Annotated in this window: 15 protein-coding genes; 6 read left to right on the top strand and 9 right to left on the bottom strand. The window is 59.8% G+C overall.

Features of this window, described 5'->3' with window-relative positions:
- The first annotated feature begins 133 nt into the window (after positions 1 to 133).
- Together ACSQ87_RS17625 and ACSQ87_RS17620 are read left to right on the top strand one after the other, a co-directional pair.
- A complete protein-coding gene (locus tag ACSQ87_RS17625) occupies positions 134 to 2215 on the top strand; it encodes a bifunctional diguanylate cyclase/phosphodiesterase (RefSeq protein ID WP_223430355.1) in 2082 nt (693 codons plus the stop codon).
- A gap of 93 nt (positions 2216 to 2308) precedes the next feature.
- Positions 2309 to 3055, top strand: a complete 747-nt coding sequence (locus ACSQ87_RS17620) for an SDR family oxidoreductase (RefSeq protein WP_150657905.1) — start codon at positions 2309 to 2311, stop codon at positions 3053 to 3055.
- A gap of 36 nt (positions 3056 to 3091) precedes the next feature.
- On the opposite strand, the gene mapR is transcribed toward ACSQ87_RS17620, so the two are convergent.
- From mapR to ACSQ87_RS17605, 3 genes are all read right to left on the bottom strand, one after another.
- The gene (gene mapR / locus ACSQ87_RS17615) at positions 3092 to 4501 is read right to left on the bottom strand and encodes a GntR family transcriptional regulator MpaR (protein WP_436273938.1); all 1410 of its coding nucleotides are present in this window, start codon (positions 4499 to 4501) and stop codon (positions 3092 to 3094) included.
- 184 nt (positions 4502 to 4685) lie between these two features.
- Positions 4686 to 6131, bottom strand: coding sequence for a cytochrome c oxidase accessory protein CcoG (gene ccoG, locus ACSQ87_RS17610; RefSeq protein ID WP_436273937.1), 1446 nt, complete (start codon positions 6129 to 6131; stop codon positions 4686 to 4688).
- 195 nt (positions 6132 to 6326) lie between these two features.
- Positions 6327 to 6560 (bottom strand): DUF3203 family protein, encoded by a 234-nt coding sequence (locus ACSQ87_RS17605; RefSeq protein ID WP_149627920.1) that lies wholly within the window; start codon positions 6558 to 6560, stop codon positions 6327 to 6329.
- Between the two features lie 122 nt (positions 6561 to 6682).
- Between ACSQ87_RS17605 and ACSQ87_RS17600 the strand changes: the two genes are divergently transcribed.
- Complete coding sequence (locus ACSQ87_RS17600; RefSeq protein WP_223430357.1) at positions 6683 to 7180, top strand: MgtC/SapB family protein; 498 nt, start codon at positions 6683 to 6685, stop codon at positions 7178 to 7180.
- On the opposite strand, the gene ACSQ87_RS17595 is transcribed toward ACSQ87_RS17600, so the two are convergent.
- Complete coding sequence (locus ACSQ87_RS17595) at positions 7131 to 7340, bottom strand: hypothetical protein (protein WP_436273936.1); 210 nt, start codon at positions 7338 to 7340, stop codon at positions 7131 to 7133. The genes ACSQ87_RS17600 and ACSQ87_RS17595 overlap by 50 nt on opposite strands.
- A gap of 230 nt (positions 7341 to 7570) precedes the next feature.
- On the opposite strand from ACSQ87_RS17595, the gene ACSQ87_RS17590 reads away from it, so the two are divergent.
- The 3 genes from ACSQ87_RS17590 to glgB all read left to right on the top strand — a co-directional run bounded on the left by ACSQ87_RS17590 (position 7571) and on the right by glgB (position 15326).
- Entirely contained in the window at positions 7571 to 9568 is a 1998-nt protein-coding gene (locus ACSQ87_RS17590; RefSeq protein ID WP_436273935.1) for an alpha-1,4-glucan--maltose-1-phosphate maltosyltransferase, read from the top strand.
- Between the two features lie 182 nt (positions 9569 to 9750).
- Complete coding sequence (gene treS / locus ACSQ87_RS17585; RefSeq protein WP_436273934.1) at positions 9751 to 13092, top strand: maltose alpha-D-glucosyltransferase; 3342 nt, start codon at positions 9751 to 9753, stop codon at positions 13090 to 13092.
- Positions 13093 to 13094: 2 nt separating this feature from the next.
- A complete protein-coding gene (gene glgB, locus ACSQ87_RS17580; protein ID WP_436273933.1) occupies positions 13095 to 15326 on the top strand; it encodes a 1,4-alpha-glucan branching protein GlgB in 2232 nt (743 codons plus the stop codon).
- Positions 15327 to 15476: 150 nt separating this feature from the next.
- On the opposite strand, the gene ACSQ87_RS17575 is transcribed toward glgB, so the two are convergent.
- The 5 genes from ACSQ87_RS17575 to ACSQ87_RS17555 form a co-directional block, all read right to left on the bottom strand.
- A complete protein-coding gene (locus ACSQ87_RS17575; protein WP_223430362.1) occupies positions 15477 to 16544 on the bottom strand; it encodes an autotransporter domain-containing protein in 1068 nt (355 codons plus the stop codon).
- A 427-nt stretch (positions 16545 to 16971) separates the two neighbouring features.
- Positions 16972 to 17772 carry an endonuclease/exonuclease/phosphatase family protein gene (locus ACSQ87_RS17570; RefSeq protein WP_436273932.1) on the bottom strand — a complete coding sequence of 267 codons (801 nt, stop codon included), beginning with the start codon at positions 17770 to 17772 and terminating at the stop codon, positions 16972 to 16974.
- A gap of 280 nt (positions 17773 to 18052) precedes the next feature.
- A complete protein-coding gene (locus tag ACSQ87_RS17565; RefSeq protein WP_223430364.1) occupies positions 18053 to 18811 on the bottom strand; it encodes a PIG-L deacetylase family protein in 759 nt (252 codons plus the stop codon).
- Between the two features lie 145 nt (positions 18812 to 18956).
- On the bottom strand, positions 18957 to 21116 hold the full coding sequence (gene glgX, locus ACSQ87_RS17560; RefSeq protein WP_223430365.1) for a glycogen debranching protein GlgX: 2160 nt from the start codon (positions 21114 to 21116) through the stop codon (positions 18957 to 18959).
- A gap of 114 nt (positions 21117 to 21230) precedes the next feature.
- On the bottom strand, positions 21231 to 21545 hold the full coding sequence (locus ACSQ87_RS17555; protein ID WP_223430366.1) for a DUF2934 domain-containing protein: 315 nt from the start codon (positions 21543 to 21545) through the stop codon (positions 21231 to 21233).
- Positions 21546 to 21555 lie beyond the last annotated feature (10 nt).

Below are 21555 nucleotides of genomic sequence, written 5' to 3'. Positions count from 1 at the left end.
CGTTGCGAGGTGTCAAACAAGCGTTTCATCGACTTGATGGCCCTTTGCTTATTTTGTCAGTGCGTTCTTTTGCGCAATCAGTACAATCGCCCGATTTGCCCCCCGAGCACGGAGGGCTGTCACGAGTAGTCTCATGCTTATCGGTAGCTATTCCCCCACGCTGGTTGTCATCTCGCTTTTTGTGGCGATTCTCGCCTCCTATACCGCGCTCGACCTGACCGAACGCATCGCCACGGCCAAGGGCCGGGCCGTGCATTTATGGACGGCGGGCGGCGCCTTTGCCATGGGGGTTGGCGTGTGGTCGATGCATTTTATCGGCATGCTCGCGTTCAATTTGCCCATCGACCTCGGTTACGACGTCGGTATCACATTGCTGTCACTGTTGATTGGCATCCTGTCCTGCGGCTTTGCCCTGTGGCTGGTCAGCCAGCCAAAATTGCCAGCCTGGCAATTGGCATTCGGCGCACTGGTCATGGGTTCCGGGATCAGCGCGATGCACTACACCGGCATGGCCGCCATGCGCATGCAGCCGGGTATCGATTACGATCCGACGCTGTTCGGCGCATCGCTGCTGATCGCCGTAGTCGCCTCGGGCGCCGCGTTATGGATCGCGTTCCGCCTGCGCCAGCACACACCTTATGTTGGGCTGATCCGTGGCGGTGCGGCGGTGATCATGGGCTTCGCGATCGTCGGCATGCACTACACCGGCATGGCGGCGGCGCGTTTCCCGGATGGCAGCTTCTGTGGCGCGGCCGTCAGCGGCCTGAACGGCAAGGGCCTGGACAATCTGGTGCTGATCACCACCCTGGCGGTGTTGAGCCTTGCCTTGTTGACCTCGATCCTCGATGCGCGCCTTGAGGCCCGCACCGCAGCGCTTGCCCACTCATTGACCGAGGCCAACCGCGAACTGACTCAACTGGCCCTGCATGACACCCTGACCGGCCTGCCGAATCGCGTGTTGCTGGCTGACCGCATCGATCAGGCAATGTCCATGGTGCAGGAACAGGGCGGTTGTTTCGCGCTGATGTTCATCGATCTGGACGGTTTCAAACCAGTCAACGATGCCTTCGGTCACCATATGGGCGATCTGTTGTTGCGTGAGGTCGGCTTGCGCTTGCGTGAGGATTTGCGCAGCCACGACACCCTGGCACGAATCGGCGGTGATGAGTTCGTATTGCTGGTGCAACTCGGCGAGCAGAATGACGCATTGAACCTGGCGGCCCGTCAGGTCGGGCTGATCGGGCGTTCGTTCCGGGTCGGCGAACATGAGTTGCAGATTTCCGCCAGCGTCGGCATCGCGATATATCCGGGCAACGGTGAAACCGCCGAGGAATTGCTGATGAACGCTGACGCGGCGATGTACCACGCCAAGGGCGCCGGTAAAAACGGCTACAGCTTCTTCGATGCCTCGATGAACAGCAACGCGCGCAAACAGCTGCAGTTATTGCAGGACTTGCGCATCGCCATTGATCAGCAGCAATTCAGTCTTTATTACCAACCCAAGTTCGATGCCAACAATGGCCGGCCGGTCGGTGCCGAGGCGTTGTTGCGCTGGGTGCATCCGACCCAGGGCATGTTGCTGCCGGACAAATTCATCGAACTGGCGGAAAAGACCGGGCTGATCATTCCGATTGGCGAATGGGTGCTCAATGAAGCCTGCCGTCAGATGCGCGAGTGGTACGTGCTCGGGTACACCGACTGGCGCATCGCGGTGAACCTTTCAGCCCTGCAGTTCTGCCACGCGGGACTGGTCCAGAGCGTCGCCACAGCCTTGGCCACTCACCATTTGCCGGCCAACAGCCTGACCCTCGAGATCACGGAAACCACCGCCATGAGCGATGCCGATGCGAGCATGACGGTGCTTCAGGAGCTTTCGACAATGGGTGTCGACCTGTCGATCGACGACTTTGGCACCGGCTATTCGAGCTTGATGTACCTCAAGCGCCTGCCGGCCAACGAACTGAAGATCGACCGGGGTTTTGTCCGCGATCTGGAGCGTGACAGCGATGACGCCGCCATCGTTTCCGCCATCGTCGCCCTCGGCCAGGCACTGGGGTTGCGGATCGTCGCCGAAGGGGTGGAGACCGACTCGCAGCAAGACTTCCTGACGCAACTCGGTTGTGATTCGCTGCAGGGCTATCTGCTCGGGCACCCGCTGCCGGCCGAACGCTTCATGGTGGATATTCTGCGTGCAGAGCAATTGGCGGTGAGTTGAGAACAATGTGATTGATGTGAGCCCATGCAAAAGCCAGCGATGACGGTTATTCTTGGCCCCGACTGCTAACGCTTGGAATGGGGGAAATTTCGCATGGACAAAGTCATTGTCATCACTGGCGGCAGCCGCGGTATCGGCGCCGCCACAGCCGTGTTGGCCGCCGAACAAGGCTATCGGATCTGCATCAACTACCTGGCCGACGAATCGGCTGCGCAACGTGTCCTGGAGCAAGTCCGCGCCCTCGGCGCCCAAGCCATCGCGGTGCGCGCTGACGTCAGCATCGAAGATGAAGTGATCGCGCTGTTCCACCGCGTGGACACTGAGTTGGGCCGGGTCACGGCACTGGTGAATAATGCCGGCACCGTCGGGCACAAGTCGCGGATCGATGAAATGTCTGAATTCCGTATTCTCAAAATCCTCAGAACCAACGTCCTGGCGCCGATCCTCTGCGCCAAACACGCGATCCTGCGCATGTCGCCCAAGCATGGCGGGCAGGGTGGCAGCATCGTTAACGTGTCCTCGGTGGCCTCACGCTTGGGCGCGCCCGGCGAGTACGTCGACTACGCCGCCTCCAAAGGTGCGCTGGATACGTTCACCATCGGCCTGTCCAAGGAAGTGGCCGGCGAAGGCATCCGCGTCAACGCCGTGCGCCCCGGTTACATTTATACCGATTTCCACGCATTGAGCGGCGACCCGGATCGGGTCAGTAAGCTAGAGTCGGCGATTCCGATGGCTCGGGGCGGGCGGCCGGATGAAGTAGCTGAGGCGATTGTGTGGTTGCTGTCGGACAAGGCTTCTTATGCGACCGGGACATTCGTTGACCTCGGCGGCGGGCGTTAACACTGATCGTTCCCACGCGAGCGTGGGAACGATCATTCAGAACGACCGCACAATCCGGCCCAACGTCTCCATCGCCTTCTCGGTAGTCTCATCCCAGGGGCTGCCGTAATTCAGTCGAATGCAATTCCTGAAGCGCTGGGTCGGTGAAAAGATCGGTCCAGGCGCAATGCTGATCCCTTGCGCCAACGCCATCTGAAACAACTTCAGTGAATCCATCTGCGGTGGCAGTTCCAGCCACAGGAAGTAACCGCCGGCCGGTTGGCTGACGCGAGTCTGCGCCGGGAAGTAGCGCGCGATAGCGGCGAGCATGGCGCTTTGCTGTTCTTCCAGGGCGTACCGCAGTTTTCGCAAGTGCCGGTCATAGCCGCCGTGTTGCAGGTAATCGGCAATGGCCGCCTGAGCCGGCATCGACGCGCACAGCGACGTCATGAGTTTCAGCCGTTCGATCTTCTGCGCATAGCGCCCGGCGGCGACCCAACCGATGCGGTAGCCGGGAGCCAGGCTTTTGGCGAACGAGCCGCAATGCATCACCAGCCCTTCGGTATCAAAAGCCTTGGCCGGTTTCGGCGCCTGTTGGCCGTAATACAGCTCTGCGTAGACATCGTCCTCGATCAACGGCACCTGATGGCTGCGCAATAGCTCAACCAGTTCCTGTTTCTTCGCCTCGGGCATCGTCGCGCCCATCGGGTTCTGGAAACTGGTCATGCACCAGACAGCCTTGATCGGGTGCCGTGCCAGGGTTTGCGCGAGTACGCCAAGGTCGATGCCATCGCGCGGATGCACAGGGATTTCCACGGCTTTGAGCTTCAGCCGCTCCAGGATTTGCAGGCAGGCGTAGAACGCCGGGGCTTCGATGGCCACCAGATCGCCGGGCTCGGTGACCGCTTGCAGGCACAGGTTCAACGCTTCCAGCGCGCCGTTGGTGATCAGCAGTTCTTCCATGGGCAGCATCAGCCCGCCGACCATGTAGCGCAGGGCGATTTGTCGACGCAGTTGCGGGTTGCCCGGCGACATGTCGGTGACGACCATGCGCGGGTCCATCTCGCGGGCGGCGCTGGCCAGAGAGCGGGACAGGCGCTGCAGCGGGAACAAGGTCGGGCTGGGGAAGGCCGAGCCGAAGGGCACGGTGTTCGGGTCCTTGATCGAATCGAGAACCGAGAACACCAATTCGCTGACATCGACTTCGGTGGACTCGTTGACCTGACTGCTGATCACCGGCTCCGAGAACGGGCTCGGCGCGTGTGCGTTGACGAAGTAGCCAGAACGCGGGCGAGCGCGGATCAGGCCGCGGCGTTCGAGCAGGTAGTAGGCCTGGAACACCGTGGACGGACTGACCCCGTAGGTCTGACTGGCATAGCGCACGGAAGGGACGCGCTGGCCGGGGCCGAGGACACCGGAGCGGATCAGTTCAGCGATGTCGTCGGCGAATTTTTCGTAGCGTTTCATCGGGTGCCCGGTTTGAAGTTATTCAGTGGGTGCGCTGTTGTGGCGAGGGAGCTTGTCGGATCGCCGCACCGTCCCGCTCGGCTGCGTAGCAGTCGTAAATTTTTAGGGGCGCTTCGCACCCCAGCGGGAGCAAGCTCCCTCGCCACAGAGGACCGCATCTGACAAAGGACTGCATCTTAAAGGCTCAACGGTTCATCGGCGCAACAAACCGGCTCTTCGCCACGCTATAAATCTGCGGCTCATCGCTGTCGACAATCTTGAAGCTGATCGTCTGCGAACTGCTGCTTGGCCGTTCCGTGGTCATCGCCACCGACACCGGCACATCCACAATCTCACCGGGTGCCAGACTCAGTTCGGTCTTGCCTTGCAACTGGAAGCCTTCGCCATCGACCAGGGTCAGACGATAGTCCTGACGTTGCTGGGTCTTGTTGATGACTTTCAGGCTGTAGATGTTTTCGATCTGCCCCTGACTGTTCTCGCGGAACAGGCCACGGTCCTTGCTCACGTCCAGCGACACCATTGGCCGCTCAACCAGCGCCAGGGCAAGCGCACTGATCATCACCAGCAACACCGCGGTGTAGCCGATCAAACGCGGCCGCAGCAAATGAGTCTTGCCACCCTGCAATTGATGCTCCGAGGTGTAGCTGATCAGCCCGCGGGCGTAGCCCATTTTGTCCATGATCGAATCACAGGCGTCGATACACGCGGCGCAACCGATGCATTCCATCTGCAAGCCGTCGCGGATGTCGATGCCGGTCGGGCAGACCTGCACGCACACCTGGCAGTCGATGCAATCACCGAGGCCGACGTCAGCCGGTGCCACGTCACGTTTGCGCGGGCCACGGTTTTCGCCACGGGCCACGTCGTAGGAGATGGTCAGGGTGTCTTTGTCGAACATGACGCTCTGGAACCTTGCATACGGACACATGTGCATGCACACCGCTTCACGCAGCCAACCGGCGTTGATGTAAGTCGCGCCGGTAAAGAACAGTACCCAGAACAGGCTGACGCCGCCCATCTGCAAGGTCAGCAGTTCTTCGGCCAGCGGCCGGATCGGGGTGAAATAGCCGACAAAGGTCAGGCCGGTCAACAAACTGATGGCCAGCCACAAGGTGTGCTTGGCCGAGCGGCGGATCAGTTTGTTCAGGCCCCAGGGTGCGGCTTGCAGCTTGATCCGCTGGTTGCGTTCGCCTTCGGTGAGCTTCTCGCACCACATGAAGATCCAGGTCCAGGAACTCTGTGGGCAGGTGTAACCGCACCAGACTCGCCCGGCGAACACGGTGATCGCGAACAGGCCGAACGCAGCAATGATCAGCAGCGCCGACAGCAGGATGAAATCCTGCGGCCAGAAGGTTGCGCCGAAGATGTGGAATTTGCTTTCGGAAAGGTCCCAGAGCACCGCCTGGCGGCCGCCCCAGTTCAACCACACCGTGCCGAAGAACAGCAAAAACAGAAACCCCGCGCCGCTCATGCGCAGGGTGCGGAATAAACCGGTGAAGCTGCGGGTGTGGATCAGGTTGTCGCTGGACTTGGCCTTCATCTTTGGACGCGAAGGCTCATAGCTCTGCACTGAAGGGTTCTGTACTAAAGGGGCGGTTTCTACGGTTCGGACGGGGATTCTATCGCTCATGGTCTTTCGCTCATCAGCCTCCATCAGGCCTGAGCACTATGAGCGGCGATCTGTTTGCATAACAGACTCACCTAATGCAATAAAAAGCGGATCAGATTGGCCTTGATCTGCTGCCTGCGACAAGTTGATGCACCCGCAGCAGCGGGACGCAGACGCCTATATCAAGCGTCTGCGGGTGTTGTTGATACGGGTCAGTCAAATCACCGAATCACTGTCGGTGGCCTTCAAATGCTTACGCCCGTCGACTGCGCCTGCTACGGTCAATGCGTCGGCTTCTGCTTCGGTAATGTAGAAGCGCTGGCCATCGAGCTCCACCGCCGACATGGCTTTTTCCGAGTCGGTAATGATGGTGACGTCGGGACACAAACGAATTTCTTCGCCGTTCTCGGTAATGAAGAAGCAGGTCTGGTTTTCGATGCGCACAGTCATGGAGGTGTCCTTTTTTCTGCGGGTTCTAAAGTGTTAGGGCGCAGCCGAGGATCATCGTTCTGTGCAACCGATTAATGGTCGGCGCTGTCCACCCTGAAACGACCCTTAACAAGGACAACACCATGAACGCCTGGTGGCATGAGGTTTGGGTGACCCTGCAAGCGGAGTTCGCCGACATTGGCGACGCTTCACAACTGACGCGCATTACCGTGCGTTTGCTGATGGCAGCAGTGTTGGGCGGGATTCTCGGCTTCGAACGCGAGCACAAGGGCAAGGCCGCCGGGGTGCGCACCCACATGCTGGTAGCCCTCGGCGCCGCGCTGTTCGTGCTGGTGCCGCAAATGTCCGGCTCACAGGCCGATGCCATGAGCCGGGTGGTGCAGGGTGTGATCGCGGGGATCGGCTTTCTTGGCGCGGGGACTATTCTGAAAAACAACGAGGGCGACGAGGGGCACGTCAAAGGCCTGACCACCGCTGCCGGGTTGTGGATGACCGCCGCCATTGGCGTCTCGGCCGGGTTGGGGCGAGAAGCGACGGCGGTACTCAGTACGTTGCTGGCGTTGGCGATTCTCAGTGTGATGCCCAAGATCGTGAAAATGCTTGAACGCGATCCGCCGTAGGTGTGACAACCACCGGCGGCATGGTACTCGGCGGGTCTTCGCGCGGTGGCGGGGTAGTTCCGGGCGGGTCTTGCTCAGGCACAGGTTCAGGCTCGGTCGGCGGAATGGTCGGGCTGTCGATGTTTGGATCAGGTGTTTCGGCAGGGATCGGAATGCTCATAACTTCAGCCTCCAGTGGCACATGGCGTAAGTCGTGCTTAAGTGTGTTGACCACTGTGTAAAGGAATTGACTCCGCCGAAGGCCCAGGCAATTTCTCGTGAACTTTTACCGGCGCCTGTCGCTCGGAACCTAAGTGAGTTCATTCCGGGGCGGACGATCCTGCGGGATGGCTATCCTGTTACAAGCCACAGACACAAGAGCGTCCATGGGGCGTAAAGGAGAGATGCTCGATGACTGCTGAAAAACCCACAGAGCTGAACTACAACCCTCATATGCCGCTGTCGCAGGCTTTACTGCTACCGCGCATCGCCATCGAAAACACCATGCCGACCCTCGATGGCGGGCAGTTCGCCGTCAAAGCCGTGGTGAGTCAGGACGTGGTGGTGACCAGCAAAGTGTTTGCCGACGGTCACGACAAATTGGCCGTGCGAGTGCGCTGGCACGCCGAGGGTGAGGAAACCTGGCAAAGCGAAGTCATGGCCGACCTGGGCAATAACGGTTGGCAGGGTCAGTTCCGGGTCGCGCGCCAGGGCCGTTATGTGTTTTGCATCGAAGCCTGGATCGATCAGTTCGCCAGCTTCTGTTATGACCTGGAGAAAAAACACGCAGCCAGAGTGCCGATCAGCCTGGAACTGCAGGAAGGGCGGACTCAAGTCCAGCAAGCCGCCGAACGCACGGAAGGACAGCTAAGCGAGCAACTGGCGGCGCTGCACCATGAATTGTCGGGTCTGCTCGAAATCGAGCAGGTCGAGCTGTTTCTGCACCAGCGTAGCGCCGAGCTGATGACGCAAGCCGATCATCGTGCCTATTTGAGCATCAGCCCCGAATACCCACTCGACGTCGAACGGGACCTGGCGCAGTTCGCCAGTTGGTATGAATTGTTTCCGCGTTCGATCACTGACGATCCGGCCCGTCATGGCACCTTCAAGGATGTGCATTCGCGACTGCCGATGATCCAGGACATGGGCTTCGATGTGCTGTACTTCCCACCGATCCACCCGATCGGCCGCAGTTACCGCAAGGGCCCGAACAACTCCCTGACCGCCGGGCCGGACGATCCGGGCAGTCCGTATGCCATCGGCAGCGAAGAGGGCGGGCATGAAGCCATTCATGCGGAGCTGGGCACGCGCGAAGACTTCCGTCGACTTGTCGCGGCCGCCGCTGACCATGGACTGGAAATCGCCCTCGACTTCGCGATTCAGTGTTCCCAGGACCACCCGTGGCTGCAGCAGCATCCGGGCTGGTTCAACTGGCGGCCGGACGGCACGATCAAATACGCCGAGAACCCGCCGAAGAAATACCAGGACATCGTCAACGTCGATTTCTATGCCACCGATGCGATTCCGAGTCTGTGGGTCGAGTTGCGCGACGTCGTGGTGGGTTGGGTCGAGGAGGGCGTGAAGCTGTTTCGCGTCGACAACCCTCACACCAAACCGCTGCCGTTCTGGCAGTGGCTGATCGCTGATGTGCGGGCGCTGTACCCCGAGGTGATCTTCCTGGCCGAAGCGTTCACCACCCCGGCGATGATGGCGCGGTTGGGCAAGGTCGGTTACTCCCAGAGCTACACCTACTTCACCTGGCGCAACAACAAGTCCGAGCTGGCCACTTACTTCACCGAACTCAACGAATCGCCGTGGAGCGAATGCTTCCGGCCGAACTTCTTCGTTAACACGCCCGACATCAACCCGGCGTTTTTGCATGAGTCGGGGCGTGCCGGATTTCTGATCCGCGCCGCGCTGGCGACCATGGGCTCCGGTCTGTGGGGCATGTATTCAGGCTTCGAACTGTGCGAAGCGGCACCGGTGCCGGGCAAGGAGGAATACCTCAATTCCGAGAAATACGAAATCCGCCCACGGGACTTCAACGCGCCGGGCAACATCATTGCCGAGATCGCCCAGCTCAACCGCATCCGCCGGCAGAACCCGGCGCTGCAGACGCATCTGGGTCTGAAGGTCTACAACGCCTGGAACGACAACATTCTGTATTTCGGCAAACGCAGCGCCGATGGCAGCAATTTCATTCTGGTGGCGGTGAGCCTTGATCCGCATAACGTCCAGGAAGCGAATTTCGAACTGCCGCTGTGGGAAATGGGCTTGCCCGACGACGCCAGCACCCAGGGCGAAGACTTGATGAGCGGTCATCGCTGGACCTGGCACGGCAAATACCAATTCATGCGGATCGACCCGGCGCATCAACCGTTCGGGATCTGGCGGATCACAACCTCTTGAAGACACCGCGCTTCCCTGTGGCGAGGGAGCTTGCTCCCGCTGAGGCGCGTAGCGGCCCTGTTTCTTCAGGTACACCTGATTCACAGGTTTTGCGACTGCTTCGCAGCCGAGCGGGAGCAAGCTCCCTCGCCACAGGTAGGCGTTCGGCTCAAGGGCTTCACTGAATTCAACAGGAGTTTCAAATGGCGAAGAAACCCAAGGCAGCCACCTTTATCAAGGACCCGCTCTGGTACAAGGATGCAGTGATCTACCAGGTTCACGTTAAGTCTTTTTTCGACTCCAACAATGACGGGATCGGCGACTTTCCCGGTCTTATCGCCAAACTCGATTACATTGCCGATCTGGGCGTCAACACCATCTGGCTATTGCCGTTCTATCCCTCGCCACGGCGCGATGACGGCTACGACATTGCCGAATACCGTGGCGTGCATTCCGACTACGGCACCATGGCCGACGCCAAGCGGTTCATCTCTGAAGCCCACAAACGTGGCCTGCGGGTGATTACTGAACTGGTCATCAACCACACCTCTGACCAGCACGCCTGGTTCCAGCGTGCGCGCAAGGCCAAGCCCGGTTCGGCGGCGCGGGACTTTTACGTCTGGTCTGATGACGATCAAAAATACGACGGCACCCGCATCATCTTTCTCGACACCGAAAAATCCAACTGGACCTGGGACCCGGTGGCCGGCCAATACTTCTGGCATCGCTTCTATTCCCATCAGCCAGACCTGAATTTCGATACCCCGCAAGTCATGAAAGCCGTGCTGTCGGTGATGCGCTACTGGCTGGACATGGGTATCGACGGTCTGCGTCTGGACGCGATTCCGTACCTGATCGAACGCGACGGCACCAACAACGAAAACCTGCCCGAGACCCACGACGTCCTCAAGCAGATCCGTGCCGAAATCGACGCCAATTATCCGGACCGCATGCTGCTGGCCGAGGCCAACCAATGGCCGGAAGACACCCAGCTGTACTTCGGTGACACCGATGCCAAAGGCCTGAACGGCGACGAATGCCACATGGCGTTCCACTTCCCGCTGATGCCGCGCATGTACATGGCGCTGGCCCAGGAAGACCGTTTCCCGATCACCGACATTCTGCGTCAGACCCCGGAGATCCCGGCCAACTGTCAGTGGGCGATTTTCCTGCGCAACCACGATGAGCTGACCCTGGAAATGGTCACCGACAAGGAACGCGATTACCTGTGGAATTACTACGCGGCCGACCGTCGGGCGCGGATAAACCTGGGGATTCGCCGCCGCTTGGCGCCGTTAATGGAGCGCGATCGTCGTCGCGTGGAACTGCTCAACAGTTTGCTGCTGTCGATGCCCGGCACGCCGACCCTGTATTACGGCGATGAAATCGGCATGGGCGACAACATCTACCTCGGAGACCGTGACGGTGTGCGCACGCCGATGCAGTGGTCGATTGACCGTAACGGCGGTTTCTCCCGCGCCGACCCTGCCAGCCTGGTGCTGCCGCCGATCATGGACCCGCAATACGGTTACCTGTCGGTCAACGTTGAAACCCAGGCCGGCGACCCACATTCGCTGCTGAACTGGACCCGGCGCATGCTCGCCGTGCGTAAGCAATCCAAGGCCTTCGGTCGCGGCACGCTGAAAATGCTCTCGCCGACTAACCGGCGGATTCTGGCCTACACCCGGGAATTCACCGGGCCGGACGGCAAGCACGAAATCATCTTGTGCGTGGCCAACGTGTCCCGTAGCGCGCAAGCAGCGGAACTGGACCTGTCGGCCTACGTCGGCATGGTGCCGGTGGAGATGCTCGGCGGTAACGCCTTCCCGCCTATTGGTCAGTTGAATTTCCTGCTGACCCTGGCGCCTTACGGCTTCTATTGGTTCGTCCTGGCGGCGGAAAACCAGATGCCGAGCTGGCACGTGGAACCGGCGCAAAGCCTGCCGGACTTCACCACGCTGGTGCTGAAAAAACGCATGGAAGAACTGCTCGAAGCGCCCTCCCGCGGCACGCTGGAGCAGGGGATCTTGCCGAGCTGGCTACAGAATCGCCGCTGGTTCGCCGGCAAGGACGGGGCCATCGAACAGGTCAACATCGCTTACGGCGTGCGCTTTGGCGATCCGCTGCACCCCGTGCTGTTGAGTGAAATCGACGTCACCAGTGGCGGCCAGACCAGTCGCTATCAGTTGCCGTTCGGTTTTATCTCTGAAGATCAGGTCGGTGCCGCGTTGCCTCAGCAACTGGCCTTGTCTCGGGTCCGGCGCGTGCGTCAGGTCGGCTTGATCACCGATGCCTTCAGCCTCGACACCTTTGTGCATGCGGTATTGCAGGGCATGCAAAGTAATACCGTATTGCCATCCAGTGCGGGCGATATCTGCTTTGAGCCGACATGGGAACTGGCGAAACTCGGGCTGACCGGGGAATCGGAAGTGCGTTACCTGTCCGCCGAACAGTCCAACAGTTCGGTGGTGATCGGCAACAGCCTGGTGCTCAAACTGATCCGCAAGGTCGCGTCTGGCGTGCACCCGGAACTGGAAATGAGCGCGTTCCTGACTCACGCCGGTTTCCGCAATATCTCGCCGCTGCTGGGTTCGGTGGTTCGCCGTGATCCGGCGGGTGAGGAAAGTCTGTTGATGATTGCCCAAGGCTATTTGAGCAATCAGGGCGACGCCTGGGAATGGACCCAGAACAACCTCGAACGGGCACTGCGCGACGAGCTGGCCGATGCCATGTCCGAGCAGGAGCAACACTACAACGCCTTGGGCGAACTGAGAGACTTCGCCGGCATGCTCGGTCAGCGTCTGGGCGAAATGCATCAGGTGCTGGCGGCGCCCAGCGACAACCCGGACTTCACCCCGAAGATCACCACCCAGAAAGATGCCCTGGCCTGCGCCAAGGACGTGGCGGCGCAATTGGAATACGCGCTGAAGTTGCTCAAACAGCATCAAAGCGAATTGAACCCGGCAGACAAAGCCTTGGTCACTCGTTTACTGGACAACAAAAAAGCCATCCTCAGTCATGTTCAGGAGCTGGGTAAAAAAGCCGTTGGTGGTCTGCGCATTCGCGTCCACGGCGACTTGCACCTGGGCCAGGTGCTGGTGATCAAGGGCGACGCCTACTTGATCGACTTCGAAGGCGAGCCGGCGCGGCCTCTGCACGAACGACGGGGCAAACACAGCCCGTACAAAGATGTCAGTGGCGTATTGCGTTCTTTTGACTACGCTGCGGCGATGGCGATTTACGTACACAACGTCGATAACACGGCCGATGCCCGAGCCGCTCGTCAACGTGTCGCTGATCGCTATTTAAATGAAGCAAGACAAGCATTTGTCGACGCTTATCGGCTGGCGGCAGCTAGTCTTGCTCATGCATGGCAAGATCCGGAAGGCGAGGACGCCGCATTGGCGTTGTTCGGCCTGGAGAAGGCAGCGTATGAAGTAGCCTATGAGGCAGAAAATCGCCCCACATGGTTGCCCGTGCCGTTGCACGGTTTGTATGGGTTATTGAGTGGGCTTAAACCCTTTTCCGATCTTGGTGGAGAGTAGTCATGAGTTTCTCGAACAAGGAACAGGGTCACGCTAAAGAAGCGTTGCTGCCCAGATCGCGGGACATGGACGCATTGGTACGCGCCGAACATCACGACCCCTTTGCAATTCTTGGCCCCCACGGCGATGGTCATGGTGGGCAATTCATTCGGGCCTATTTGCCGGACGCCTTGAGCGTGCAGGTACTGGCCAAGGACTCCGGGGAGGAACTCGGCAACCTTGAGGCCACCCAGACACCGGGCCTGTTCGTCGGGCACTTCGATCGGGCGCAGCCTTATCTGCTGCGGACCCGGTGGGCCGGCGGCGAACAGGTTTCCGAAGACCCTTACAGCTTTGGTCCGTTGCTCGGCGAGATGGACTTGTACCTGTTCGCCGAAGGCAATCACCGCGATCTCAGCGCTTGCCTGGGCGCGCAGCTGAAAACGGTCGACGGTGTCGATGGCGTGCGTTTCGCCGTGTGGGCACCGAACGCCAAAAGGGTGTCGGTGGTGGGTGACTTCAACAACTGGGACGGTCGCCGGCACCCGATGCGCCTGCGTCATCCGACCGGTGTATGGGAAATCTTCGTCCCGCGCATGCAAGCGGGGGAAACGTACAAGTACGAAATCCTCGGCACCCACGGCATTCTGCCGCTCAAGGCCGACCCGATGGCGCTGGCCACCTCGCTGCCGCCGGATACCGCGTCAAAAGTCGCTTCGCCGCTGAACATCGATTGGCAGGATCAGGAGTGGATGCAATCGCGGGGCGACCGTCATCGGGTGAGTGCGCCGCTGTCGATCTACGAATTGCATGCCGGGTCCTGGCAATGTGAGTTGGACGATTTGGGAGAAGTTGCGCGCCTGTACACCTGGCATGAGTTGGCCGAGCGGCTGATTCCTTACGTGAAGGATCTGGGTTTTACCCACATCGAGCTGATGCCGATCATGGAACACCCGTTCGGTGGCTCCTGGGGCTATCAGCTGCTGTCGCAATTCGCCCCGAGCGCCCGCTACGGGTCGCCGGATGACTTCGCCGCGTTCGTCAATGCCTGCCACCAGGCTGATATCGGCGTGATCCTCGATTGGGTGCCGGCACATTTCCCGACCGATATTCACGGCCTGGCGCAATTCGATGGCACCGCGCTGTACGAATACGGCAACCCGCAGGAAGGCTTCCATCAGGACTGGGACACGCTGATCTACAACCTGGGTCGCACCGAAGTGCATGGCTACATGCTGGCCTCGGCGCTGCACTGGCTCAAACATTTCCACGTCGACGGCCTGCGGGTCGATGCCGTGGCTTCGATGCTGTATCGCGATTACTCGCGCAAGGCCGGCGAATGGGTGCCAAACCGTCACGGTGGTCGGGAAAACCTCGAAGCCATCGACTTCCTGCGCCATCTCAACGACGTGATCGATCTCGAAGCCCCCGGCGCGCTGGTGATTGCCGAAGAGTCCACCGCATGGCCGGGTGTCAGTCAGGGCACGCAACAGGGCGGGCTGGGCTTCGACTACAAGTGGAACATGGGCTGGATGCACGATTCGCTGCATTACATCCAGCAGGACCCGGTGTACCGCGCTCATCATCACAACGAACTGAGTTTCGGCCTGGTGTATGCCTGGTCCGAGCGCTTTATCCTGCCGATCTCCCACGATGAAGTGGTACACGGCAAGCACTCGCTGATCGACAAGATGCCCGGCGATCGCTGGCAGAAATTCGCCAACCTGCGCGCCTATCTCAGTTTCATGTGGGCACATCCGGGCAAGAAGCTGTTGTTCATGGGCTGCGAGTTTGGTCAGTGGCGTGAGTGGAACCACGATCAGCAACTCGACTGGTACTTGCTGCAGTACTCGGAACACAAAGGTGTGCAGAAACTCGTCGGCGATCTCAATCGGCTGTATCGCGAAGAGCCGGCGCTGCATGATCAGGACGACGCGCCGCAAGGCTTCCAGTGGTTGATTGGTGATGATGCAATCAACAGCGTCTACGCCTTCATGCGCTGGAGCAGGGAGGGTCGGCCGGTGTTGGTGGTGGCTAACTTCACGCCGGTGCCGCGTGAGGGTTATCGCATCGGCGTACCGTTTGAAGGGCGCTGGACCGAGGTGATCAACAGCGATGCGGCCACTTACGCCGGTTCGAACTATGGCAACAGCGGCGGGGCATTTTCCGAGGAAGAGCCGAGCCATGGCCAGGCACTCTCGTTGGTATTGAACCTGCCGCCGCTGGCGGTGTTGATGCTGCGTCCGGAGGGTTGATCTAACACCGAGTCGCTCCTTTCGCGAGCAAGTCGAATCGTCGCACCGCCGCTCCCACATTTGGATTGATGTCGTACACAAAACCAATGTGGGAGCGGGCTTGCTCGCGAAGGGGCCAGCCCGAACAATCAATTTCTTGAACTGAAACACTCACCACCGCATCCGCACACCCAAACTCCCAATCAACCCGTTCAAATCATTTTCATCCACACTGCTGCTGTAGTCGGCGCTGACGTAAAAACTCACGGCGGGTGTCACTCTGGCAACCAAGCCCAAACCCACTTCGACGGTCGATGAATAGCGGCTGCTGCTGATCTTCTCGACCTGATCGAGGTTCACGGTATCGCTGGTGTACACCGTGTGCCACACGTTGGTTCGCACATAGGGTTCGACCCCCATGCCGTTGATGTCGTAACTACCTTTCAACCGTGCACCGACCCGGCCGCTCCAGGACGTCAGATCGCTGGACGAGGCATTGCCTGAGCCTGCATACGGGGTGTCCAGGGTAATGCGTTGATTGATTAATTGCGCCTGGGGTTCAACTACCCAGTTATCGCTCAGACCAATGGGAAAACCACCTTCTACCGACAGCGTCACCGCGCTGCCCTCGGTCACTTGTCGGGCGCCCTGGTCATTGCGGCTAAAGCCGTTGACCCGGCCGCCGCTGGCCGTCAAGTCCACGTGCCAGCCCTGGGGCCCGGTCAGGCTCCAGTAAGCGCCGAGGCTCTGGCCTTCGAGGTTGAGGGTGTCGTGGCTGGGGTCAGCAAGGGCGCGACCGGTCAGCAGCCCGTTGCTGTCGCCTTGTAACTGAGTCATTCCGCCGACCAGTCCGACCCGCTGGGTATGACCGCTACCGCTTTGCAGAGTCAGGATCGCCGGACCTTTGAATTCGCTACTGCCAGGGATAGCAAACCCCTGAGCCAGAACATCGGTTTGCGCCTGCCGCGAAGCCTGTCCATACATCTGATCCCAAGCCGAAGGCGCAGCGTCCTCGATGGTCAGGTGTGAACTTCGTGTATCCGAGGCAGTGCTGAAGTGGCCGGGGGTGGTGAAAGTGACGGCGGGTAAGGTCATGAGCGGAACATCCTGACGGTACCAAGGCGTGGTTGCATCCTCTGCCGGCCCTGCCTGTACCTCCATGGACGAGCACAGAAGGAGTGAACTCGAGACAGCACAAAAAGTGACTTTGATCTCTTGTGGGGTGAATGAAGTTTTCATGGAGGTCTACCTTGCAATCGCATGCCGAATCTCGCTCTGGCGTCTCTCCTACCCCGAATGAGGGGCGACCGAATGTAGTGGGGCAAGCCGCTGGCCGCCCGATTTTGCGGGTGTCTTGGGGTTTGCCCCTGGTGTATTTCCGGGGGTAGTAATGTGTAGCTAAGAAGACCGATGCCACTGCGTCAAGAAAATGAACGATGAGCGGTATGGCTAATTTGGTCGATGCAACTAATTGTTTTTTGGCGTTTATCTAAGTTCTTGTTTGTACGAAAAATCATCGCGAAACCCGCGAATCAGAGGCGTTAGTCAGCCGACAGTCGGTCTTCTGGCCGCCTCTGTTCAAGCAGTGGCTGACTGATTCTCGCTGTTTGTTACTGTCAATAATGAGGCTGAAACCGAACATTCGTTTCGGCTCGTGGTTGAACCGCTACAGGTGCACTTCCACCGCCAACGGCAAGTGGTCCGACAAATGCGTCCAGGGCTTGTGCCCCAGTATTCGCGGCTCATGACTGCTGGCATTGCGCAGATAAATACGGTCCAGGCGCAGCAGCGGGAAGCGCGCCGGATAGGTTTTCGCCGGGCGACCGTGGTGGCGTTCGAAGGCTTCATGCAGGTAGTCACGACGGGCGAGGGCGGTGTTGCCTTGCAGCTGCCAGTCGTTGAAGTCGCCGGCGATGATTACCGGCGCATCGTCGGGTAACGATTCGAGCAGTTGGCAGAGTAGCTGGAGCTGCAACTGGCGATGGCTTTCCAGCAGACTCAAGTGCACGCAGATCGCGTGAACTTCAGTGTGGCCCGGTACATCCAGAACGCAATGCAGCAGGCCGCGGCGTTCGGGGCCGGTGATCGAGACGTCGAGGTTGCGATGTTCGCGGATCGGGTATTTCGATAACAGGGCGTTGCCGTGGTGACCGTTGGGGTAGACCGCGTTACGGCCGTAGGCGAAGTCGCTCCACATGCTGTCGGCCAGGAACTCGTACTGTGAGGTCAGCGGCCAATCGTTGTAGCGAGTGGAATGGCGGTCGTGTTCACCGACGACTTCCTGCAGGAACACCAGGTCCGCCGACGTACTGCGTACCGCTTCACGCAGTTCCGGGAGAATGAAACGTCGGTTGAGTGCGGTAAAACCCTTGTGGGTGTTGACCGTCAGCACTCTCAGTCGATGAATCGCCGGGGGCGTGTTCAATGGAGATGATTCGACGGCCTGCCACTTGGAATCACTGGTCACGTTCACTCCTCTGAATCTGGACTGGTTATGTATGCGACTGATGCAGTGGCGGGCAGTTCAGAGTGATTCGTCGCAAGCAGCCCTCACACCAAAATGTAGCAGCCTGTAGCAGCTGTCGAGCCTGCGAGGCTGCGTTCGGCTGCGAAGCAGTCGTAAAACCCGGCAACGCGGTGTGTCAGGCAAACTCCATGCTCTGGATAGACGGCTGCTTCGCAGCCGAACGCAGCCTCGCAGGCTCGACAGCTGCTACGGGCTGCTACGGGCTGCTACCAGCGCTACGTCAGACGAATACAATTTCGTAGGGCAACCGTATCCGCTCCAGAAGCACCGGGGGCAGCAGCGGGGCGAGGCCGATGGCCGGTTCGCCGTCGAGCTGGCTGGCATAGGCGTGGGTGGCGTGGCTTTTGCGCGCGACGGTCCAGGTGTCCAGGCGCACCTTGCGCGCGCGATGCCAAGGGATGAGCCCTCGATCACGCGTTGGCCAGTGCCAGGCCCAGACCGGTATTTCGTTGAACGCCGCCCCGACCATTGCTGCAGCCTTGGCGCTGGCCCGACCAACGGCGTCATGGTCGACAATGCCATCCTCGCGCCAGGTGCTGAACACCACATCCCCGGGACGTAAATAACGGGCAATGAATTGAGTCATCTGAAATTCCCGTTCGGCCAGGGCGTTGTCGGTGAAGCCGCCACGAATCCATTTGAGGCTGTGCATCGGCAATCCGAGCCGGCGCAAGGCTTCTAGGCTTTCCTGGGGGCGGAACACGCTCAAGCGTTTCTCCGACCATTGTTGCGAGCCCGGATGGCTGGCGCTGCCGTCGGTAATCGAGATCAATTGCAGGGGATGACCCAGGGCGCTGAGCAGCTGCAGCAGGCCGCCGCAGGTCACGACTTCATCGCCGGGATGGGGGGCAATCAACACAGCGCGTGCGCCGGCAGGAACCAGGGTCTGAGTGCTGATGACAGGAATGTTGTCCAGTTGCGGGGCGCTGTTCCAGATTTGTACGGGCGGGCTGCTTTCACTGATGGAGACTGATTTCATGGCTACGTCCTTGTTCACGTTGATAGCAATGTGCGGCGCTCCAAACCCTGGATTGCCGCGAGCAGAGTATTGCTCATGTCACGCTATTCGTCGCCTCGATGTTCCATTCGTTACGTTTTAGGGCTGGAATCCCTCAAGGTTCATTTCACTCTTCTTCCTCACGCTGCAATTCGAACAGCAGCAGCGAACGGCCCGTGACCGAATATTCGTGACCGAACTCGAAGCGTTCCTGACCCCGAATCGACGGTTGATTGGTATCGATCATGCAGGTCCAGAAACCGCCGTCAGGCACTTCTGGAAGCAGGAAATTGACGATGTCGTGATGCGCGTTGACCACCAGCAGCAGGGTGGCGTCCGCGCCCTTGCGGCGAATACCGGTTTCCTGGGCGCGGCCATCCATCAGCATGCCGAGGCAGCGGCCATGGCCTTCCTCCCATTGTTCGTTGGACATTTCGCTGCCATCCGGCGCCAGCCAGGTGACGTCCTTGACGCCAATGTCCTCGTTGTAATTGCCCACCAGGAACCGACCGCGACGCAGGATCGGGTAGGCCAGGCGTAACTTGATCAGGCGTTTAACGAACTTGAGCAGGGCTTTGCCGTCTTCGCTCAGGTCCCAATTGACCCAGCCGATCTCGCTGTCCTGGCAATAGGCGTTGTTGTTGCCTTCCTGGGTGCGGGCGAATTCGTCGCCAGCCACCAGCATCGGCGTGCCTTGGGACAGCAGCAGCGTGGCGAAGAAATTGCGCATCTGCCGCTGACGCAGCGCATTGATCTCGGGATCGTCGGTCGGGCCTTCGACGCCGTGGTTCCAGGACAGGTTGTTGTTGCTGCCGTCCTGATTGTTCTCGTCGTTGGCTTCGTTGTGTTTGTCGTTGTACGACACCAGGTCGTTAAGGGTGAAACCGTCGTGGGCGGTGACGAAATTCACCGAGGCATACGGCCGCCGGCCACGCTGATTGAACATCTCGCCGGAGGCGGTCATGCGACTGGCGAAGTCCGCCAGTTGGCCGTCGTCGCCTTTCCAGAACGCACGCACGGTGTCGCGGAACTTGTCATTCCACTCGACCCAGCCGGGCGGAAAGTTACCGACCTGATAACCACCGGGGCCGCAATCCCAGGCTTCTGCAATCATCTTCACCTGACGCAGCACCGGGTCCTGACGGCAGGCCACCAGGAAGCTGTGACGTTCGTCGAAGCCATCGTGGTAACGCCCGAGAATGGTCGCCAGGTCGAAGCGGAAACCGTCGACGTGCATTTCCGAGGCCCAGTATCGCAGGGAGTCGGTGACCATTTGCAGCACGCACGGGTGACTCAGGTCCAGGGTGTTGCCGGTGCCGGAATCGTTGATGTAGAAGCGCTTGTCGTCGGGCATCAAACGGTAGTAGGAGGCGTTGTCGATGCCGCGCATGGACAGGGTCGGGCCTTGTTCATTGCCCTCGGCGGTGTGGTTGTAGACCACGTCGAGGATCACTTCAAGATTGGCTTCGTGCAGGTGCGCAACCATCTCCTTGAACTCGGCGATCTTGCCGCTGGCCAGGTAACGCGGGTCGGGGGCGAAGAACGCGAGGCTGTTGTAGCCCCAGTAATTGGTCATGCCTTTGTGCAACAGATGCTGGTCGTTGACGAAGGCATGAATCGGCAGCAATTCCACCGTCGACACCCCAAGCTTGCGGATGTGTTCAAGCACGTCATCGACCATCAACCCGGCGAAGGTGCCGCGCACGTTATCGGGGACGGAGGGGTGACGCATGCTGAAACCACGCACGTGAGTCTCATAAATGATGGTCTTGTCCCACGGCACGCTGACCCGATGGTCGTGTCCCCAGGTGTGGGCCGGGTCGATCACCTTGCACTTGGGCACGAACGGCGCGCTGTCGCGTTTATCGAAACTGAGGTCGGCCTCGGGGTGGCCGATGGTGTAGCCGAACAGGGCTTCTGACCATTTCAACTGGCCGACCAGTTGTTTGGCGTAGGGGTCGATCAGCAGTTTGTTGTGGTTGAAGCGATGACCGTTCGCCGGGTCGTACGGGCCATAGACACGGTAGCCGTAGATCATCCCAGGATGCGCGTCGGGCAGGTAGCCGTGGTAGATCTCGTCGGTGTATTCCGGCAGTTCGATGCGTTCCAGTTCGACCTCGCCGGCATCATCGAAAATGCACAGCTCGACCTTCGTGGCGTTGGCGGAAAACAAGGCGAAGTTGACCCCCAGGCCATCCCAGGTCGCGCCCAGCGGGAAGGGCAAGCCTTCACGGATTCGCGAGGCCTCGACCTGAGGTTCTGGCGCGGCTTTCTTCGGACTGGTCATAGGTGCTCCTGCAAAGGGGGGACAGTTCTTGGCTCTGGTTTTTTTTGAGGGCGAGCGAGCCCTCGGTGGCGAGAAAACTCGCCACGAGGTCAATCAGGACACAGGTGAGAGGCGTCAGACAGCGGGCGGTTTACGCGCTGCTCGAGGCTTTTTCTCGTTGGCTTTTTCGCCCGGCGGGATGACCTTGGAGGCAGCGGCGGGCTTGGCTTTGGTTTTTGGCTCCGCTGCCTTGCCATTGGCTTTGCTGGCCGGGGCCTTGGCGGCGGCTTTGCTGCCAGCGGCTTTGGGCGATTTACTCGGTGCCAGGGCTTCGGCTTCAGCCAGTTTGCGAGCCATCTCCCAGTGGCGGGCTTCCTGACCCTCGGGTTTTCCTTCCGATTCCCAGATCTGATAGGCGAATTCGCGGATGCGTTTATCGTTTGTGCTCATCGCAATGCTC

Origin of the sequence: Pseudomonas sp. LjRoot277 (assembly GCF_964253845.1) — a bacterium.
GTDB lineage: Bacteria > Pseudomonadota > Gammaproteobacteria > Pseudomonadales > Pseudomonadaceae > Aquipseudomonas.
Note: the sequence above shows the minus strand (reverse complement) of the source record. Positions and strands in the feature narration are given on the sequence as shown.

Excerpts from the sequence above, each read along its gene's own strand:
- ACSQ87_RS17625 (WP_223430355.1), top strand. The coding sequence starts at position 134 with ATGCTTATCGGTAGCTATTCCCCCACGCTGGTTGTCATCTCGCTTTTT.
- ACSQ87_RS17620 (WP_150657905.1), top strand. The coding sequence starts at position 2,309 with ATGGACAAAGTCATTGTCATCACTGGCGGCAGCCGCGGTATCGGCGCC.
- ACSQ87_RS17555 (WP_223430366.1), bottom strand. The coding sequence starts at position 21,545 with ATGAGCACAAACGATAAACGCATCCGCGAATTCGCCTATCAGATCTGG.
- ACSQ87_RS17565 (WP_223430364.1), bottom strand. The coding sequence starts at position 18,811 with ATGAAATCAGTCTCCATCAGTGAAAGCAGCCCGCCCGTACAAATCTGG.
- ACSQ87_RS17600 (WP_223430357.1), top strand. The coding sequence starts at position 6,683 with ATGAACGCCTGGTGGCATGAGGTTTGGGTGACCCTGCAAGCGGAGTTC.
- ACSQ87_RS17590 (WP_436273935.1), top strand. The coding sequence starts at position 7,571 with ATGACTGCTGAAAAACCCACAGAGCTGAACTACAACCCTCATATGCCG.
- ACSQ87_RS17605 (WP_149627920.1), bottom strand. The coding sequence starts at position 6,560 with ATGACTGTGCGCATCGAAAACCAGACCTGCTTCTTCATTACCGAGAAC.
- ACSQ87_RS17595 (WP_436273936.1), bottom strand. The coding sequence starts at position 7,340 with ATGAGCATTCCGATCCCTGCCGAAACACCTGATCCAAACATCGACAGC.
- ACSQ87_RS17575 (WP_223430362.1), bottom strand. The coding sequence starts at position 16,544 with ATGAAAACTTCATTCACCCCACAAGAGATCAAAGTCACTTTTTGTGCT.
- ccoG (WP_436273937.1), bottom strand. The coding sequence starts at position 6,131 with ATGAGCGATAGAATCCCCGTCCGAACCGTAGAAACCGCCCCTTTAGTA.
- glgX (WP_223430365.1), bottom strand. The coding sequence starts at position 21,116 with ATGACCAGTCCGAAGAAAGCCGCGCCAGAACCTCAGGTCGAGGCCTCG.
- mapR (WP_436273938.1), bottom strand. The coding sequence starts at position 4,501 with ATGAAACGCTACGAAAAATTCGCCGACGACATCGCTGAACTGATCCGC.
- glgB (WP_436273933.1), top strand. The coding sequence starts at position 13,095 with ATGAGTTTCTCGAACAAGGAACAGGGTCACGCTAAAGAAGCGTTGCTG.
- treS (WP_436273934.1), top strand. The coding sequence starts at position 9,751 with ATGGCGAAGAAACCCAAGGCAGCCACCTTTATCAAGGACCCGCTCTGG.